Genomic DNA, 16669 nt, shown 5'->3' with positions numbered 1-16669 from the left:
CAATGGCACGATCTTCCAGTCTTCTTTATCTCGACGGCGTGTCGGTCTCCTTCGACGGCTTCAAGGCGCTGAACGAATTGTCGTTGACGATTGCCCCTGGCGAAATGCGGGCCATCATCGGCCCCAATGGTGCCGGCAAGACCACGATGATGGACGTCATAACCGGCAAAACCCGGCCGGACAGCGGCGAGGTGTTTTTCAACGGAACGGTCGACCTGACGGGGGAGGATGAAGCCTCGATCGCCGAGCTTGGCATCGGTCGCAAATTTCAAAAACCCACCGTCTTTGAAAGCCACACCGTCTGGGACAACCTGGAACTGGCACTGAAAGCGCCGCGTGGGCCGTTCGCGACCCTGTTCCACGTCATTTCCGGAGCTGAAAAGAAACAGGTCGACCATCTGCTCGACCTGATCCGGCTCGGTTCCAAGAGGAACGAGCTTGCAGCCAACCTGAGCCACGGCCAGAAGCAATGGCTGGAAATCGGCATGCTGCTGGCACAGGACCCGAAGCTCCTTCTCGTAGACGAACCTGCCGCCGGCATGACGGATGCAGAAACCGCTGAAACCGCTGAACTCCTGAAGGATATCGCCAATGATCACTCGGTCGTCGTGGTCGAACACGACATGGTGTTTGTGCGCTCCCTGGGCGTCAAAGTCACTGTTCTGCATGAAGGCTCCGTCCTGGCTGAGGGTTCCCTCGACCATGTCTCAGCCAACGAACGTGTCGTGGAAGTTTATCTCGGACGATGAGGGCTAGTCTTTGTCCGTTGTCGTTTCGGTTGGTGCCGCATCGATGACGGAAGCTAACGAAGCAAAGTGCTCCAGCCGTATTGAGATCAGCAAAGGGAAGGCAGCCCATGCTGCAAGTTGAAAACATCGATCTTCACTATGGCGCCGCCCAGGCGCTGAAGAAGGTTTCACTGAAGGCCGAGACCGGCAAGGTAACCTGCCTTATGGGACGCAATGGCGTTGGCAAGACCTCCACCTTGCGCGCGGTTGCCGGGCAACACGGCATCAGCGCCGGCAAGATCCTGTGGGACGGCGAGGATATCTCCTCGTTAGCCGCCCACGCCCGCGCCAAGAAGGGCATTGCCATCGTGCCGCAGGGACGCGAGATCTTTCCCCTTCTGTCGGTGAAGGAAAACCTGGAGACTGGCTACGCTCCGATCCCGCGCAAGGACCGGTTCATTCCCGACACGATCTTCGAGCTTTTCCCGGTGCTGAACGACATGCTGTCCCGCCGGGGCGGTGACCTGTCCGGCGGGCAGCAGCAACAGCTTGCCATTGCCCGGGCCCTTGTCACCCGCCCGAAGCTTCTGGTCCTGGACGAGCCGACGGAAGGCATCCAGCCTTCCATCATCAAGGATATCGGCCGGGCCATTTCCTGGCTGCGCGATCAGGGCACCATGGCCATTGTGCTGGTCGAACAATACTTCGAGTTTGCGCGTGATCTGGCGGATGATTATGCCGTGATGGATCGCGGTGAAGTGGTGCTTTCCGGCACCGGGGCGGATCTGTCGGAAAGCGAGGTCCGGCGGTATCTGACGGTATAAAGCCGGGTGCGCTTTTCACGCCCGCTCCCCCCCTGCTTTTTCCAGTCTTTGGCACGCTGCTTCTCCGGTGTGCTTCGAATAGGAGACCTGGTCGACGTCGGTCACGGCCGATTTGACGCGCGGCGCGCAGTTGATAGGGTGCAGGCAAATTGCCTGCCTCTTCACTCACTCAGCCGGACCGTCATGTCACAACCACTTTCAAAAGAAGCCGTTTCCGCAATCACAGCTGCTGTCGACACGGCCTTCGAGAACGAGATTGCCTTCCTGCAGGAGATTGTTCGCGCCCAGTCCCTGCGCGGCGAAGAGGCCGGTGTTCAGAGTATCGTCGCCGACGCGCTTCGCAGCCGTGACTATGAAGTCGAGACCTATCCTGTCGATGTGGCTTCGCTTCAGTCCCATCCGGCCTATTCTCCTGCCACCATCGATTACAAGGACACGTTCAATGTCAGCGGCCGCAAGACGCCGGCTACGAATGGACGTTCGCTGATCCTGAATGCCCATGTCGATGTCGTTCCCACCGCCAACCCGGCCTGCTGGACCCACCCGCCCTTCGCGGCCGTACGCGAGGGCGACTGGCTTTTCGGGCGGGGGGCCGGTGACATGAAGGCAGGCCTTGCGGCCAATCTTTTTGCCACCGACGCCATCGAGGCCGCCGGCTTCAGTTTGCAAGGGCCTCTCGAGGTCCAGTCCGTCATTGATGAAGAGGTGACCGGCAACGGCACTGCCGCTGCGATCCTGCGCGGTGCGACAGCTGACGCCGTGCTCATTCCCGAGCCGACGGATGAAGACGTCATCTTTGCAAACTCCGGTGTGATCAAGTTCCAGATTGCGGTTCAGGGCGTCCCGGCCCACCCCCGCGAGCCGGAGTCCGGCCTGAGTGCCATTGAAGCGGCTTTCCTCGTCATCAACGAACTGAAGGCGCTGGAAGCCCGCTGGAACGAGGAAAAGGCCGGGCATCCCGGCTTCGACGGTCTGCGCAATCCGGCGAGCCTCAACATCGGCACCATCAACGGCGGCGAATGGCAGTCGTCAATCCCGTTCGAATGCACCTTTGAAGGCCGGATCGGATTTTATCCTGGCGATGCCCCACAAGACCGGATGGCCAGCCTGGAGGACATGCTGAAGACGCTTGGTGCGAGGGACCACCGGCTTGAAAAAGCCAATCCGAAGCTGGAATGGACAGGAACCTGCCAGGCAGGATACCGGCTCCCCGAAGGCAGCGACGCCGAAAACACGCTCGCAGAAGCTCACAGGACCACATCCGGCACTGCTCTCAAACGGTCGATCATGGCCTGTTATCTGGATGCCGCGCTCTACATGAACCATTGCGGCATTCCCGCCCTCACCTATGGCCCGCTGACGAAAAACATTCACGGCATAGACGAATGCGTCAATCTGCCGTCGCTGAAAAGAGTCACCAAGACGATTGCCCTGTTCACCGCCGCGTGGTGCGGCATCACACCAAAGTAGACTGGCGAATGGGTACCTATTTTTGCCCCCTCATCGCGCAGGGGGATCTTGTGTTGAGCGCCCCGTGACCCCTTGGGCCCAGAAAATGCTCCCGTTTTTTGCTTCATTCCACTAAGCTGCGCGCTTGAGACGCGATCGGGCAATTGCAGACGCCTTGTCGAGTCTTGTTTAAAAGTGTTTACGGAGCTGATTTTCAAAATTTCAAACCACACGATTTCAACGATCTGGTCTTTTGCTGCCCATCCATGTAATTCGAGCAGCACCTAGCGGGCTTACGGTGATTGACCAACGCCTGAAGACCACCCAGAAGCAGGATATTTTAATATGCGTGTTGCAATGATTGGGACCGGCTATGTCGGTCTGGTGTCTGGAACCTGTTTTGCTGATTTCGGTCATGTCGTGACCTGCATCGACAAGGATGCAAGCAAGATCGATGCACTGAACAACGGACAGATCCCGATCTACGAACCCGGCCTACAAGATCTTGTTGCCAAGAACGTTGCCGAAGAACGTCTTTTCTTCACCACGGATCCGGAAGAGGCGATCCGCGGTGCGGATGCTGTTTTCATTGCCGTTGGAACGCCCACCCGGCGCGGTGACGGCCATGCCGACCTGTCGTACGTTTATGCAGCGTCAGAGGAAATCGCGCGTCTTATAGAGGGCTTCACCGTTGTCGTTACCAAATCGACCGTTCCGGTCGGCACGGGTGACGAAGTGGAAGCGATTATTCGCAAGACGAATCCAGATGCGGATTTCGCCGTCGTTTCCAACCCGGAGTTCCTGCGCGAAGGCGCTGCAATCAACGACTTCAAACGTCCGGACCGAGTCGTTGTCGGCACGGAGGACGATCGCGCTATTGAAGTGATGCAGGAGCTCTACCGCCCGCTTTACCTCAATGAAACGCCGATCATCGTGACCCGCCGCCGCACGTCCGAGCTCACCAAGTACGCGGCGAACGCCTTTCTGGCGGTCAAGATCACCTTCATCAACGAAATTGCGGATCTGTGCGAGAAGGTTGGTGCCAACGTTCAGGAAGTGTCGCGCGGCATCGGCCTCGATAACCGCATTGGCGGCAAGTTTCTTCACGCTGGTCCTGGTTACGGCGGGTCCTGCTTTCCCAAGGACACACTCGCACTGTCCAGGATCGCCGCCGGCGCCCAATCGGATCTGAAGATCGTCGATTCCGTTATTGAGGTGAATGCAGCCCGCAAGAAGAAAATGGCCGACAAGGTCATTGAATTCATGGGCGGTGATGTCAGCGGCAAGACCATTGCGCTGCTCGGCCTCGCCTTCAAGCCCAACACGGACGACATGCGTGAAGCCCCGAGCATCGATATCGTCGCGAAACTGCAGGAAGCCGGTGCCAAGATACGGGCCTATGACCCGGCCAGCATGGAAGAGGCCGAGAAGGTTATGTCGGGCGTCATGTTCTGTGATGGCCCCTATCACGCCATCGAAAATGCTGACGTGGTTGTAATCGTCACGGAGTGGGATCAGTTCCGTGCGCTTGACCTAGATCGAGTTAAATCTCTGGTTGCGTCACCCAAGGTGGTAGACCTCAGAAACATCTACAAACCGGATTATATGGAAACCCGCGGCTTCGAATACACCAGCGTCGGACGCAGCTATTAAGCGGGTATTTTTACCACTGACATTTTTTAATCGATAAGAACGCCGGGCTGACAACAGTCCGGCGTTCGAAATTTTAAAAATTAAATTAATTTCATATCATTTTTGACGTTTGCACGTTGCTCACGTCGCGTCACTATGGTAACCAAACCCTTAATGGACAACAATTTTCCTGATCTTATTAACCACATATTAACGATACAATAGCGATTGCAACTGCCTCCAGTTAGGATGCTGAAGCACTTTAAGTGGTCTCGTAAATCAGGTTGAGGCTGGCATATCTTGGCAGACGAAACAGTATCTTACGACGCAGATGGTCACCGCCGCGACGCTCTCAAATTTGGCGGCCTGGTGCCTTGGGGCTATCTTCCCACCGACCGGATCACCATGCCGAACCGGGGCCGAAGGTCACGTGGTGCTCTGCACACCGTATTGAAGAAATGCATTGACCTGATCGGGGCTGGAACCGGTGTTTTGCTGCTTTTTCCCCTATTTGTTGTATGCGCGGTTGCAATAAAATTGACGAGCCGCGGACCGGTGTTTTTCCGCCAGTGGCGCTACGGATTGAACGGCAAGAAATTTGCCGTGCTCAAGTTCCGCACGATGTATGAAGATCAGTGCGACAGCACCGGAATTTCGCAAACGGTTGCCAATGATCCGCGCGTCACGCAGATCGGCTCCTTGCTTCGGAAGAGTAATTTCGACGAGCTGCCGCAATTGATCAACGTGTTGCGGGGTGAAATGTCTCTGGTCGGCCCACGGCCGCATGTGCCTGGCATGCTGGCAGCTGGAAAGCCCTATGAAGATTTCCATCCCAGATACATGGACCGTCACACGGTTCTGCCGGGCATCACCGGCCTGGCTCAGGTCAACGGCTTTCGCGGTGAGACCAAAGACCCCTACGCGGCCCGTATGCGTCTGGCCTACGATCTTGCCTATGTCGAGCGCCAGTCGGTCGCCCTGGACGTCAAGATCCTCGCTACGACCATCGTGAAGGAATTCTTCAGCGCAACTGGTTCCTGAAGCAGGTCGCGATCATTTGCCTTCGTGCGGCATGCTTCCCTACATTATTGACGAACATCTTTTTCCAGAACCCGGCACCCATTATTTTCGGTGTGCGCCAAGCTTCAGCAAAGCCCAAAGTCTTCGTCCACTGTCAGCAGCCCCGGCTTACCCGTTGGCGCACAGTGTCACCATCCGTTGAAGGGCCAAGAGGTAGCCTTCTACACCGCAGCCTGCGATGACCGCGTCGGCCCGGGCGGAAACATATGAATGATGCCGGAAGCTTTCCCGCTTGTGGATGTTCGAGATATGAACCTCGATCACCGGACAACTGCAGGCATTGAGCGCATCCAGAATTGCAATCGACGTGTGAGTATAGGCTGCCGGATTGATGATGATGCCAGCCGCAGCTTCCCGCGCCTCGTGGATCCAGTCGATCAACTCATGCTCTGCATTGCTCTGACGGAACACGATCCGGAGGCCAGCCGGCTTCGCTGCCGCTTCGCACATTGCCTGAACGTCGTCCAGCGTCTGAGCCCCATAGATCTCGGGTTGCCGCTTGCCGAGAAGATTGAGATTCGGGCCGTTCAGAACATAAATGATTTTTGCCATTGAGTTTTCCCTGGAACTTCACAGACAACTTGCCGTGCACTGGTCACTTTTACCAAGAAAATCGAAGATTTCCGGCAAAAGATTGTGGACGGGTACTAAGGGAGGTGATACCGCGAGCGCGCGTTCTTGCAACGATTCACTTTACGCTTTATTAACCATAAAACTCCAGTGTGAGAAAAAAATCGGCGCATCGGGTAATCATGATCAAACTCCGTGAACGGCTGGACACACTTGAAGCTTTGATGGCCGCCATCGAAGGTTATCATCACCTGCCTATCGATGTTCTTTCGCAGTTTCTGCTCGACCACTACACGGTTGATCTAGACGTGCTTGCACAGTTTGCCGAGGCAGCAGAAGCCTCCAATTCGCAAGGTGCTGCATCTTATCCGGCAACAGACACGCGCGCCGCGGCACAATCAGCCGCCTGACGAATTCATCGTCTGACGCCTCCACACAATCTTGTGCTGAAATTGTCGTCGCTTAGCCGATCGCGGTGAGCTTTGCATCACCCTCGCCATCTTGCGGCGGCTGCTGCGGCTGGCCGGGGCCGCCTTGCCAGATTTTCTGGCGGTTGCGGATTTCACGGGGTGCCGGGCCAAAATAGGTCGCCGTCTTGATGAAATCGCGCGGATGCAGGATCACGCTGGAAACGCGCTGATAAAGAGCCTTTGCCGAGATCGGCTTTGACAGCAACTCATGCACGCCAAGACGCCGGGCTTCGACAATCCGGCTGCGCTCGGTATGCGCCGTTACCATGATGATCGGAATATAGGCGAAGGGATTGTTCGGGCTGCGGATCATACGCACCATATCCGCCCCGTCCAGGATCGGCATGACCCAATCCAGAATGAGGATATCCGGGTTCGCCCGGTCCATGGCCTCCAGGCCAGACGCGCCATCTTCGGCCTCGACAATGCGACGCGCTCCGAACCCCTGAAGCATGGTGCGCAGGATGGTCCGCATGTAAGCACTGTCTTCGACCAGCAAGAATGTCAGAGAGGCAAGATCAAGGCTCACCTAGTCCTCCTTGTTTGACTTTACCATTGCCATGAAAGTCTGAACAATGAGTTAGTTCTGTGCCTTTCGACACCTCAATTATCCGCATGCGTGGGATCGACTTTGAATAGTTACACAAAGGCTGAGAAATTGATTGCAATACACTAAAGCATTTCACGCATTGGTAAGATTGCGATCAATTAACCTTTTGGCCGGGCTGAAATTAACGGGACTTTCAATTGTGCGCCGTCATCTTGCAGGCACGAAATAGAACTGAATGAGCGGCCTGTTGCAAACGATTGTAAGAACCATGTCCCGAGATCCTGAAACGTTCGGGGAAGACGACCCGCTCCCCATGGAGAACGAGCAGTCCGACCTCGCATCGCACGCAAAACTGAGAGACAATCTTCTTCTGCTGGCCGGCATAGGGCTCGTCCTGCTTGCCACCGGAATGGCCCTGTCCAACGTTCTTTCCTAGCCAGCTCGTTGCAGCCTGTGATCAGAAGCTTCAGGCAGAACGAGGCTCCCTGGCACTGAAGAGTGCCACGCATCCGATCCTTTCCACCGTCACGTCATCAAATCGCTTTTCGAGTTCCGTCCGCAGGCTCTCCTGCGTGTCGGCTTCGTTCGAAAAGACCCCTTTTCGGTTATAGACACGCATCAGCTTGCGAGCGGCACCGGACCGTGGTGCGTCGCCTTGCAGGATGGTGGAACCGAAGACGGTTCCCCCCTCATCGAGATGCGGGATGGCGTGATCGAAAATCACGGCCTTTTCCGCCATGGTTCCCGGCAGGCAATGAAGCACGTAGTTCAGGCCTATCGTCTTGAACGTGCCGATGTTGCCCGGCCACGGTACCAGGGCGTCAGCCTGAATGGTTACAGGGTTCAGGCGGGCAATTCTTGCAGCGGCCTTGCCAAGGCAGTCCCTGTTGGGATCGAGCAAGGCTACCTTGGGATCTGCAACGGGAAACCGCGTCTTGTCCAGGAAGTAGCCCGTCCCCACGCCGATATCCAGGTAATTGGCGGAAACATGGTGATTGTAAAGCGCGACCAGATGGGAACTCGGGCAACGCCAGATCCAGCGGTTGGACAGCCCCAGCACAAGTGCATCGTAGATGGCAAGCGACGTTCTGGAATAAACGGCGTAGCCAGGTTTGTGCGCTTCGGGAAACGTTTCCATGCATTGCTCCAACGATCTCAAGGAGTGCATGGGGCTAGGCCCGCAGCGGGCCAAAGTCAAGATTGCCGGCAATCACTTGCCGGGCAGGTCATCATCGTCAAGGATGCGCCACTTGGCGCCTTCCAGATCGTCATACTGACCACTTTTCAGAGACCAGAGAAACGCTCCCAGTCCCAGCGCTCCAAGAAGCAGTGCGATCGGTATCAGATAGATCAGAACGTCCATGTTGGTCTCATTCCGCTGCCTGCTGTTCCGCGATGCCGGGCGCTCCGGTTTCCGCATTCCTGCCACCAGTCCCCCAGCGCAGTTTGAGCGCATTCGCGGTAACTGCAAGAGAGGACGCAGACATTGCTGCGGCCGCCATCAAAGGCGTGACGAACCCCGCCACGGCAATGGGCACGGCAATGACGTTGTAGACGACCGAGATCCACAGGTTCTGCTCAATCGCCGCCCTTGCCCGTTTCGACAACCTCAGCGCATCGGCCACCGGCTGCAAATTGTCGCCGAGGAAAACAGCGTCCGCCGCCGCCTGACTGAGATGAACGGCCGATACCGGGGACAACGAGACATGTGCACCGGCGAGCGCCGGGGCGTCATTCAGGCCATCCCCGACCATCAGAACCTTTCGACCACCGGACTGAAGCTCCTCAAGACGGGCAATCTTCTGGGCAGGCTTCATGCCAGACTGCCACTGCGAGACACCCAGGGCCGCCGCGCAATCGGCAACAGCGGGTCTGGTATCGCCGGAGAGGATTTCAAGCGCGTAGCCGCGCCCCTTCAACTGGTCAATCACCGCCCTTGCGTCCGGCCGCAGTCTTTGCCGGAACGCCAACAGGCGAACTGGCTCCGTGCCGAAGCGGATGGCAAGCAGTGACGCCCCCGGGTTCGCTTCAAGGGCTGCCTCGACCTGATCTCCCGACGCCTCGCAGAAGAGCGGACTGCCAAGACGCAGACGTTTTCCGGACACCGTCGTTTCAAGACCGGCACCGGAGGTTTCGCTGACGTTCGGAAGCGGTTGCAGCGCGCCTGTTGCCTTGACCAGAGCGGCCGACAAGGGATGCCGGCTGGCAAGCGCAAGACGCCCTGCCAGAGCAAGCGTCTCGTCATCTGGTTCGATGGAGCCGCACAGGTCCGGCTCGGTAAGCGTCAGGGTTCCGGTCTTGTCGAACAGGATCGTGTCGATGTCCGACAGCCGTTCGATAGCATCACCGGAATTCAGCAGAACACCGCAGCGGAAAAGCTGACCGGATGCGACCACCTGCACGGCAGGAACCGCCAGCCCGAGTGCGCAGGGACAGGTGATGATCAGAACCGAAATCGAAATGATCAGGGCCGGCTGCCAGTCGAGCCCGGCGAGCAACCATCCGAGAAACGTCAGAGCTGCCGCTCCATGCACCAGCGGTGCATACAGCCGAGCCGCGCGGTCGGCGATGCGCACATATTTCGATTTTGCCTGGGATGCGGCTTCCAGCAGGCGATTGACTTCATCCAGCAGCGTTGCACCGGAGGCCGCCTGGACCCGGACCTGCAACGCTCCTCCCCCGTTCAGCGTCCCTGCATAGACGCGCTGACCCGGAGCGACAGGCGCCAGCACGCTTTCGCCGGTTACAAGGCTCTGGTCGATCTCCGAGACACCGGTTTCGACCACGCCGTCCACCGGAACCCGCTCGCCACCGGACACCAGAACAAGGTCACCTGCGGCAATTTTCGAGAGCGGGACCTCGCGCACAGCCCCGTCGGGGTGGATCCGTGCGGCGACTTCCGCCTTGAGCGCTGCAATATTCTCGGCAAAGGAACGCGTGCGCCCGCGCATGTTGTGATCGAGATACCGCCCGACCAGCAGGAAGAACAGCAGCATGACGGCGGATTCGAAATAGGCGTGATGCTGGTGCTGCATTGTCTGGACAACAGACAGCGCAAGGGCCAGCGTCACGCCAATCATGATCGGCACGTCCATGTTCAACCGGCCGGCAGCCAGAGCGTTGAAGGCACTGCGAAAGAACGGTCTCCCGGCATAGGCCACTGTCGGCATGGCGATCAACGCCGACAGCCAATGGAAGAAATCCCGTGTTTCCGGGGTGATGTCCGTGGCATTGCCCGACCAGACGGAGACAGACAGGAGCATGATGTTCATGCCCGCAAACCCGGCGACCGCCAGGCAGCGCAGCAATTGTTTGCCGGTCTTGTCCTGACGTTCCTTCTGGCTGGCCGGATCGAACGGGTGGGCCTTGTAGCCGAGCCGCGCCAGTTCGGCGACGATCTCATCAGCCCCGGTCTGGTCCTGCGACCAGTCAACGGCAAGCCGCTGGCTGGTCAGGTTGACACGGGCGGTCCGGATACCCGGAAGCCGCTTCAGACCCCGTTCGATTTCTCCCATGCAGGCTGCGCAGGTGATACCGTCGACGGCAAGGTCCATATGGACCGCGCCGTCATCGCCCGGTGTCACGAATGCCTGCCAATCACGCTGATGGACCGTCACGGCATGTGCCTCAGTTCTTGACGAAAATCCGGTTTTCCGACCGGAATTTCCGTTGACCACCCTGCTCGATGTCCAGAATGAGTGTCCAGTTGCCGTCGGCAAGATTTTCGACCGTGCCCACGTAGCGGCCCCCGCCATCGGCCGTGAAGTCGACCTTCACGTCGGCACCGCCATGGACCGGATTGCGCAAAAGGGCCTTGAGCGCCACCCCGTAGAGTGGTGTGCCTTGCGCGTCCATGGCCGAGACAACCAGCTTGCCGTCCTGACCGCTGGTGCGGACAAATTCGCTCGACACCTGCCAGTTCAGTTCCGCCTGGGCTTTCGCAGCCGCGATTTCCTCGTTGTAGACCTGGCCCGCCTCATAGGAGCTTTCCACCACCACGCCCGGGAAAGACCCGAGCGCGAGATAGATGAAGACCGCATTGGCGGCGAAAACCACACCGAAGAAGCCCAGAAGCCAGGCAAGGACCGTCTTTCCGGAAATCGCCTTGGGATCTTTCATGTTCGATTGAACCATTGTCATTTCTTGCTCCTCAAGGTTTTTTCGGTGCCTTGAACGTATCCTCGGCCGTCACGACTTCGCCCATCACGCTTTCGGTGATCCGGAAGGTAACCGGCGTCGAGTGCGGCATCTTTGCCCAGGGTGGAGACGTTACGAGAATACGAACTTCACGCGTCGTGTCCGGGCCAACGGAGATGATCGGACGGCCTGCGAAAGTGTCTTCCGTGCCAACGGCTTCAACCTTGGTGTTGGCCGGCATTCCTTCCACGTGCAGCATGAAGTGACGCTCGTAGCGGCGTTTGTTGGACAGGCGAACGGTATAGCCGTTGCGCACGGATCCGTCGGATTGTTCGACGAAAACCGGGTTTCTGTCGTGCAGAACGCTGATGTCGGCGAAATCGCGGTTGAGCATCGCATACAACATGATGCCACAGACCACGGCAATGATGCCGACATAAAGAACCGTGCGCGGGCGGACAATCTCGTAGATCGAATCCTTGCCGTCCAGGCGGCGCTGGATGTTTTCGTCCGTGTCGTATCCGATCAGCCCCTTCGGCTTGCCGATCTTGGTCATGACGTTGTCACAGGCGTCGATGCACAGGCCGCACTGGATGCAATCGAGCTGCATGCCCTTGCGGATATCGACACCGGTCGGGCAGACCTGGAAACACTGGTAGCAGTCAACACAATCGCCTGCGGGCAAGCCCTGCTCGGTAAGCTTCTTGTTGTGTTTCAGAGATCCGCGCGGCTCTCCACGGTCCCAGCGATAGGTGACGTTGAGGGCCTTCTCATCGGTCATGGCAGCCTGGATACGCGGCCACGGGCACATGTAGATGCAGACCTGTTCCCTCATGAAACCGGCCAGCAGATAGGTTGTCGTGGTCAGAATGGCGATCCAGACGTAGGCAACCATCGGCGCCTGAAAGGTCAGGAGTTCCCAGACGAGGGTCGGAGCATCGTTGAAATAGAGCACCCAGGCGCCGCCCGTCCACCAGGCAATCATCAGCCACAGGAAGTGCTTGGTCACACGCTTGCGGACCTTGCCGAAAGTCCACGGGTCCTTGTCGAGCGCAATGCGCTCGCGCCGGTCGCCTTCCACCTTGCGCTCGACCCACAGGAACAGGTCTGTCCAGACCGTCTGCGGGCACAGATAGCCGCACCAGACACGTCCTGCGACGGCGTTCATGAGGAACAGCGTCAGGGCTGCCAGGATCAGAAGACCGGTGAGGTAGTAGACTTCCTGGGGCCAGATTTCGATGAAAAAGAAATAGGCACGCCGGCCTTCCATATCGACCAGAACCGCCTGGCTCGGCGCGTCCGGCCCACGGTCATAGCGGAGGAAAGGCAGGAAATAATAAATGCCCAGCGTGATGAACAGCAGCGCCCACTTGATCCTGCGAAACAGGCCATGCGTCGCCATTGGATAGATCTTTTTGGCCGATGCAAACCACTCTTCGGATTGCGCGCCCTCATGCGTCTCGGTGTCCGTAGACATACCGTCCGTCCTCTTCAACGCGATCCTGCCCCAATAGGATCTTTTGTAAAATCATTCGCCACTCACTCTTAGCAGCGAGTGCTCAAAATAAACCGGCGCAAAGCGTCACACTTTGCGCCGGATCAAATTGTTCAGGTTATCTGGCGCATTTGTCGCACCAGATCCGCGGATTTACTGCCCGCCCCCGAAGGAGTGGACATAGACCGTCAGAGACTTGATGGTCGCCGGGTCGAGACGGTCCACCCAGGCAGGCATCACGCCGTTGCGCGGGTTGTTGATCTGCGACTTGATGGCGTCCAGAGACTTGCCATAGAGGTAGTTGGCGGACAGCAGGCTCGGCGCACCGACCTCCTGAATGCCCTTCAGGTCTTCACCGTGGCAAGCCGCACAGTTGTCTTCAAAGACAGTCTGTCCTGCTGCCAGGTCGACACCTTGTTCGGTCTCAAGCCCGGCACGGGATGCGACGAAGTTGGCGACCTGATTGATCTCCTCACGACTCAGCAACTCATCGCGCCCGAAGGCAGGCATTTCGCCGATGCGTGCATCGTCATTGCCGGACCGGATACCGTATTCCAAGGTGGTGTGGATGTCGTCCAGCGTCCCACCCCAGATCCAGGTGTCGTCCTGCAGGTTCGGAAAGCCTTCCGCGCCCGTACCGCCGGAACCGTGGCACGGTGCACAGTTGTCGCCGAAAGCTGCCTGGCCGTTGGCCCGGGCAAATTGCAGCAGTTCCTGATCCGTCGCGATGTCCTCAAGAGAGGCTGCCACGATCTTGTCGGCAAAGACTGACCGTTCGGAAATGCCCTTGTCATAGGACGCGATCGCCTCGGTCCGCTGGTTGGCACCCAGAATACCAGTGGTATAGCTGGAGATCAGCGGCCAGGACGGGTAGAGAACCCAGTAGATCACGGCCCAGACGATGCAGGCATAGAACAGATACAGCCACCACTTCGGCAGTGGGTTGTTCAGTTCTTTCAGACCGTCCCACTCGTGGCCGGTGGTTTCGACCCCGGAGATCTGGTCGACTTCCTTGTTATGTGTGTCTGCCATTGATCAGTCCTCCCGAAACGGGATTTGAGAAGCGTCGTCGAACTTTTTCCGGTTCTTCGGCCACAGTGCGTAGGCCAGTACGACGCCAAACAGGATCATGAAATAGAGTAGGCCCCAGGTTTGCGCGAAGCCTGCGAATGCGGAGTATGTCTCGTTCATCGCTCTTACCTCGCGTTTGCCTTGTCGTCATAAATCGAGAAGTCGACCATGGTTCCGAGAACCTGCAGATAGGCGACAAGCGCGTCCATCTCGGTGACTTCCTTCGAGTTGCCGTCGAAATCGCGGATCGTGGCGTTCGGCCAGCGTTCCTCGAAGCCGTCGGCGGCTTCCGTGTCCGGTTTCGCCTGACCGATGATGTCAGATGCGGCATTTGCGATCTGTTCTTCGGTGTAAGGCACGCCGACGATGGTGTTGACCGACAGGTGGGCCTCGATGTCCCGGGTGTTCAGGCGGTTTTCAGCCAGGAACGGATAGCCGGGCATGATGGAGGCAGGAACCAGCGCGCGCGGGTCCTTCAGATGCTCCACATGCCAGTCGTCGGAGTATTTGCCCCCGACGCGGGCCAGATCCGGGCCGGTCCGCTTGGACCCCCACTGGAAGGGGTGGTCGTACATCGACTCCGCCGCCAGTGAGAAATGGCCGTAGCGTTCCATTTCGTCGCGCATCGGACGCACCATCTGCGAATGGCACAGATAGCACCCCTCGCGGATGTAGATGTTGCGTCCGGCAAGTTCGAGCGGCGTGTAGGGCCGCATGCCTTCGGTCTTCTCAATCGTGCTTTTCAGATAGAAGAGCGGAGCGATCTCGACCAGGCCGCCGATGGCGACCATGACCAGAATGCCGATCAAGAGGATGAAGGAGTTCTTTTCGAAGACTTCGTGTTTTTTCCATGCAGACATTGTCTGTCCCTCCCTTATTCGGCCGGAGCCAGGGAGCCAGCCGGCGTGGCATCGGCTTCTTCAGCCTCGCCGTGACGGACGGTCATCCAGAGATTGTAGGCCATGATCACAGCGCCGAGCAGGAACAGCCCACCACCAAGAGCACGAATGATGTAGAAGGGATGCATCGCCTCGACGGTTTCCACGAAGGAGTATTCCAGGAAGCCGAGCTGATCGTAGGCGCGCCACATCAGGCCCTGCATGATACCGGACACCCACATCGCGGTGATGTAGAGAACGATACCGATCGTCGACAGCCAGAAGTGCAGGTTCACCAGCTTCAGAGAGTAAAGCTGACGCTTGTTCCACAACCACGGGATCAGGCAGTAGATCGCGCCGAAGGAGATGTAGCCAACCCAGCCCAGAGCACCGGAGTGCACGTGACCAATGGTCCAGTCGGTGTAGTGCGACAGGGAGTTGACCGAACGCAGGCTCATCAGCGGGCCTTCGAAAGTGGACATGCCGTAGAAGGCGACCGAAACCACCATCATACGCAGGACCGGATCGGTCCGCAGCTTGTCCCAGGCGCCCGAAAGCGTCATCAGGCCGTTGATCATGCCACCCCAGGACGGCATCCACAGAATGATGGAGAAGGTTGCACCCAGCGTTGACGCCCACTGCGGCAGAGCCGTGTAGTGGAGGTGGTGCGGACCTGCCCAGATGTAGATGAAGATCAGCGCCCAGAAGTGCACGATGGACAGACGGTAGGAGTAGACCGGCCGCTCTGCACGCTTCGGGATGAAGTAGTACATGATGGCCAGGAAGCCGGCGGTCAGGAAGAAGCCCACCGCGTTATGGCCGTACCACCACTGCACCATCGCGTCCTGAACACCCGACCAGACAATGTAGGACTTGGTCGAGTAGATCGAGACCGGAATGGTCAGGTTGTTGGTGATGTGCAGCATGGCAATCGTGACGATGAACGCCAGATAGAACCAGTTGGCCACATAGATATGTGGTTCCTTACGCTTCCAAAGCGTGCCCAGGAACAGCAGCAGGTAGAAGACCCAGACGATGGTCAGCCACAGGTCGGCATACCATTCCGGCTCGGCATATTCCTTGCTCTGCGTCGCTCCGAGCAGATAGCCCGTTCCCGCGATCACGATGAAGGCGTTGTAGCCCAGGATCACGAACCAGGGCAGGATCTTGCCCGGCATGCGGACACGGCTGGTGCGCTGGACCACATACATGGATGTTGCCAGAAGCACGTTGCCGCCGAAGGCGAAGATCACAGCGGAGGTGTGCAGCGGACGCAGCCGCCCGAAGTTTGTCCACGGCAGATCGAAGTTCAGCGCCGGCCAGGCCAGCTGAAGAGCGATGATCAAACCGACCGTGAAACCGGCAAGGCCCCAGAACATCGCCGCGACCGCACCGAACTTGATCGGCCCGATGTTGTAGTTTGGTTTGCCGTCGATTTCGGCCGGAATCGCTTCCCCGCCGTCATCGAAGTAATTCTTGAAAATCAGAAACACGCTGACGGCGGCGAACAATGCGCCTATGCCAGCGTGGAATGCCATGACCTGATCGAATGTCTTGCCCGCCACGATGATGCAGGCAAATGCAAGCAGCACAAGGAAGATGGCGAAGCCGCCTTCCTCGAGCGAGATCATTTTGGCCTTGTTGTGTGCCATTTTAGCGCCCCAGTCTTGAAATCGTTACAAGGTGCCAACGATGGCACGACCATGCACACGACTCTAAAAATGCTGCGTTGATTCATATCAACATGCCCGCAATTGACGATCCCAGAAGTGCCCCCAAACGTCA

At 58.0% G+C, this 16669-nt stretch carries 18 protein-coding genes; 7 read left to right on the top strand and 11 right to left on the bottom strand.

Going from position 1 to position 16669, the window contains the following annotated elements; all coding sequences use genetic code 11:
• Positions 1-2 precede the first annotated feature (2 nt).
• From urtD to AC2A6O_RS17970, 5 genes are all read left to right on the top strand, one after another.
• A complete protein-coding gene (urtD, locus tag AC2A6O_RS17990; RefSeq protein ID WP_148584798.1) occupies positions 3-749 on the top strand; it encodes an urea ABC transporter ATP-binding protein UrtD in 747 nt (248 codons plus the stop codon).
• Positions 750-856: 107 nt separating this feature from the next.
• The gene (gene urtE / locus AC2A6O_RS17985; RefSeq protein ID WP_498929120.1) at positions 857-1552 is read left to right on the top strand and encodes an urea ABC transporter ATP-binding subunit UrtE; all 696 of its coding nucleotides are present in this window, start codon (positions 857-859) and stop codon (positions 1550-1552) included.
• 183 nt (positions 1553-1735) lie between these two features.
• Entirely contained in the window at positions 1736-3022 is a 1287-nt protein-coding gene (locus AC2A6O_RS17980; RefSeq protein ID WP_498929118.1) for an ArgE/DapE family deacylase, read from the top strand.
• A 324-nt stretch (positions 3023-3346) separates the two neighbouring features.
• Entirely contained in the window at positions 3347-4654 is a 1308-nt protein-coding gene (locus AC2A6O_RS17975) for a UDP-glucose dehydrogenase family protein (protein ID WP_148584803.1), read from the top strand.
• A 279-nt stretch (positions 4655-4933) separates the two neighbouring features.
• A complete protein-coding gene (locus tag AC2A6O_RS17970; protein ID WP_498929116.1) occupies positions 4934-5674 on the top strand; it encodes a sugar transferase in 741 nt (246 codons plus the stop codon).
• Positions 5675-5821: 147 nt separating this feature from the next.
• On the opposite strand, the gene aroQ is transcribed toward AC2A6O_RS17970, so the two are convergent.
• Positions 5822-6265, bottom strand: coding sequence for a type II 3-dehydroquinate dehydratase (aroQ, locus tag AC2A6O_RS17965; protein WP_498929114.1), 444 nt, complete (start codon positions 6263-6265; stop codon positions 5822-5824).
• Positions 6266-6465: 200 nt separating this feature from the next.
• Between aroQ and AC2A6O_RS17960 the strand changes: the two genes are divergently transcribed.
• On the top strand, positions 6466-6693 hold the full coding sequence (locus AC2A6O_RS17960; protein ID WP_498929112.1) for a hypothetical protein: 228 nt from the start codon (positions 6466-6468) through the stop codon (positions 6691-6693).
• 52 nt (positions 6694-6745) lie between these two features.
• On the opposite strand, the gene AC2A6O_RS17955 is transcribed toward AC2A6O_RS17960, so the two are convergent.
• A complete protein-coding gene (locus AC2A6O_RS17955) occupies positions 6746-7282 on the bottom strand; it encodes a response regulator (protein WP_148584810.1) in 537 nt (178 codons plus the stop codon).
• A 256-nt stretch (positions 7283-7538) separates the two neighbouring features.
• On the opposite strand from AC2A6O_RS17955, the gene AC2A6O_RS17950 reads away from it, so the two are divergent.
• On the top strand, positions 7539-7739 hold the full coding sequence (locus tag AC2A6O_RS17950) for a hypothetical protein (RefSeq protein WP_148584812.1): 201 nt from the start codon (positions 7539-7541) through the stop codon (positions 7737-7739).
• 30 nt (positions 7740-7769) lie between these two features.
• On the opposite strand, the gene AC2A6O_RS17945 is transcribed toward AC2A6O_RS17950, so the two are convergent.
• From AC2A6O_RS17945 to ccoN, 9 genes are all read right to left on the bottom strand, one after another.
• Positions 7770-8441, bottom strand: coding sequence for a methyltransferase domain-containing protein (locus AC2A6O_RS17945; protein WP_498929110.1), 672 nt, complete (start codon positions 8439-8441; stop codon positions 7770-7772).
• 72 nt (positions 8442-8513) lie between these two features.
• Positions 8514-8666, bottom strand: a complete 153-nt coding sequence (gene ccoS / locus AC2A6O_RS17940) for a cbb3-type cytochrome oxidase assembly protein CcoS (protein WP_006933680.1) — start codon at positions 8664-8666, stop codon at positions 8514-8516.
• A gap of 7 nt (positions 8667-8673) precedes the next feature.
• Positions 8674-10920 (bottom strand): heavy metal translocating P-type ATPase, encoded by a 2247-nt coding sequence (locus AC2A6O_RS17935; RefSeq protein ID WP_498929107.1) that lies wholly within the window; start codon positions 10918-10920, stop codon positions 8674-8676.
• A 10-nt stretch (positions 10921-10930) separates the two neighbouring features.
• Complete coding sequence (locus AC2A6O_RS17930) at positions 10931-11443, bottom strand: FixH family protein (RefSeq protein WP_148584818.1); 513 nt, start codon at positions 11441-11443, stop codon at positions 10931-10933.
• A 10-nt stretch (positions 11444-11453) separates the two neighbouring features.
• Positions 11454-12917, bottom strand: coding sequence for a cytochrome c oxidase accessory protein CcoG (gene ccoG, locus AC2A6O_RS17925; RefSeq protein ID WP_209001128.1), 1464 nt, complete (start codon positions 12915-12917; stop codon positions 11454-11456).
• 171 nt (positions 12918-13088) lie between these two features.
• The gene (ccoP, locus tag AC2A6O_RS17920; protein WP_148584820.1) at positions 13089-13967 is read right to left on the bottom strand and encodes a cytochrome-c oxidase, cbb3-type subunit III; all 879 of its coding nucleotides are present in this window, start codon (positions 13965-13967) and stop codon (positions 13089-13091) included.
• Positions 13968-13970: 3 nt separating this feature from the next.
• On the bottom strand, positions 13971-14126 hold the full coding sequence (locus tag AC2A6O_RS17915; protein WP_148584822.1) for a cbb3-type cytochrome c oxidase subunit 3: 156 nt from the start codon (positions 14124-14126) through the stop codon (positions 13971-13973).
• A gap of 5 nt (positions 14127-14131) precedes the next feature.
• Positions 14132-14866, bottom strand: coding sequence for a cytochrome-c oxidase, cbb3-type subunit II (gene ccoO, locus AC2A6O_RS17910; protein WP_148584824.1), 735 nt, complete (start codon positions 14864-14866; stop codon positions 14132-14134).
• Between the two features lie 14 nt (positions 14867-14880).
• Positions 14881-16536, bottom strand: a complete 1656-nt coding sequence (ccoN, locus tag AC2A6O_RS17905) for a cytochrome-c oxidase, cbb3-type subunit I (RefSeq protein ID WP_148584826.1) — start codon at positions 16534-16536, stop codon at positions 14881-14883.
• Positions 16537-16669: the final 133 nt, after the last annotated feature.

This window comes from Labrenzia sp. ATLA3, assembly GCF_057180185.1.
Note: the sequence above shows the minus strand (reverse complement) of the source record. Positions and strands in the feature narration are given on the sequence as shown.

Excerpts from the sequence above, each read along its gene's own strand:
- ccoN (WP_148584826.1), bottom strand. The coding sequence starts at position 16,536 with ATGGCACACAACAAGGCCAAAATGATCTCGCTCGAGGAAGGCGGCTTC.
- ccoS (WP_006933680.1), bottom strand. The coding sequence starts at position 8,666 with ATGGACGTTCTGATCTATCTGATACCGATCGCACTGCTTCTTGGAGCG.
- ccoG (WP_209001128.1), bottom strand. The coding sequence starts at position 12,917 with ATGTCTACGGACACCGAGACGCATGAGGGCGCGCAATCCGAAGAGTGG.
- ccoO (WP_148584824.1), bottom strand. The coding sequence starts at position 14,866 with ATGTCTGCATGGAAAAAACACGAAGTCTTCGAAAAGAACTCCTTCATC.
- urtE (WP_498929120.1), top strand. The coding sequence starts at position 857 with ATGCTGCAAGTTGAAAACATCGATCTTCACTATGGCGCCGCCCAGGCG.
- AC2A6O_RS17930 (WP_148584818.1), bottom strand. The coding sequence starts at position 11,443 with ATGACAATGGTTCAATCGAACATGAAAGATCCCAAGGCGATTTCCGGA.
- ccoP (WP_148584820.1), bottom strand. The coding sequence starts at position 13,967 with ATGGCAGACACACATAACAAGGAAGTCGACCAGATCTCCGGGGTCGAA.
- AC2A6O_RS17960 (WP_498929112.1), top strand. The coding sequence starts at position 6,466 with ATGATCAAACTCCGTGAACGGCTGGACACACTTGAAGCTTTGATGGCC.
- urtD (WP_148584798.1), top strand. The coding sequence starts at position 3 with ATGGCACGATCTTCCAGTCTTCTTTATCTCGACGGCGTGTCGGTCTCC.
- AC2A6O_RS17980 (WP_498929118.1), top strand. The coding sequence starts at position 1,736 with ATGTCACAACCACTTTCAAAAGAAGCCGTTTCCGCAATCACAGCTGCT.
- aroQ (WP_498929114.1), bottom strand. The coding sequence starts at position 6,265 with ATGGCAAAAATCATTTATGTTCTGAACGGCCCGAATCTCAATCTTCTC.
- AC2A6O_RS17945 (WP_498929110.1), bottom strand. The coding sequence starts at position 8,441 with ATGGAAACGTTTCCCGAAGCGCACAAACCTGGCTACGCCGTTTATTCC.
- AC2A6O_RS17975 (WP_148584803.1), top strand. The coding sequence starts at position 3,347 with ATGCGTGTTGCAATGATTGGGACCGGCTATGTCGGTCTGGTGTCTGGA.
- AC2A6O_RS17950 (WP_148584812.1), top strand. The coding sequence starts at position 7,539 with ATGAGCGGCCTGTTGCAAACGATTGTAAGAACCATGTCCCGAGATCCT.
- AC2A6O_RS17915 (WP_148584822.1), bottom strand. The coding sequence starts at position 14,126 with ATGAACGAGACATACTCCGCATTCGCAGGCTTCGCGCAAACCTGGGGC.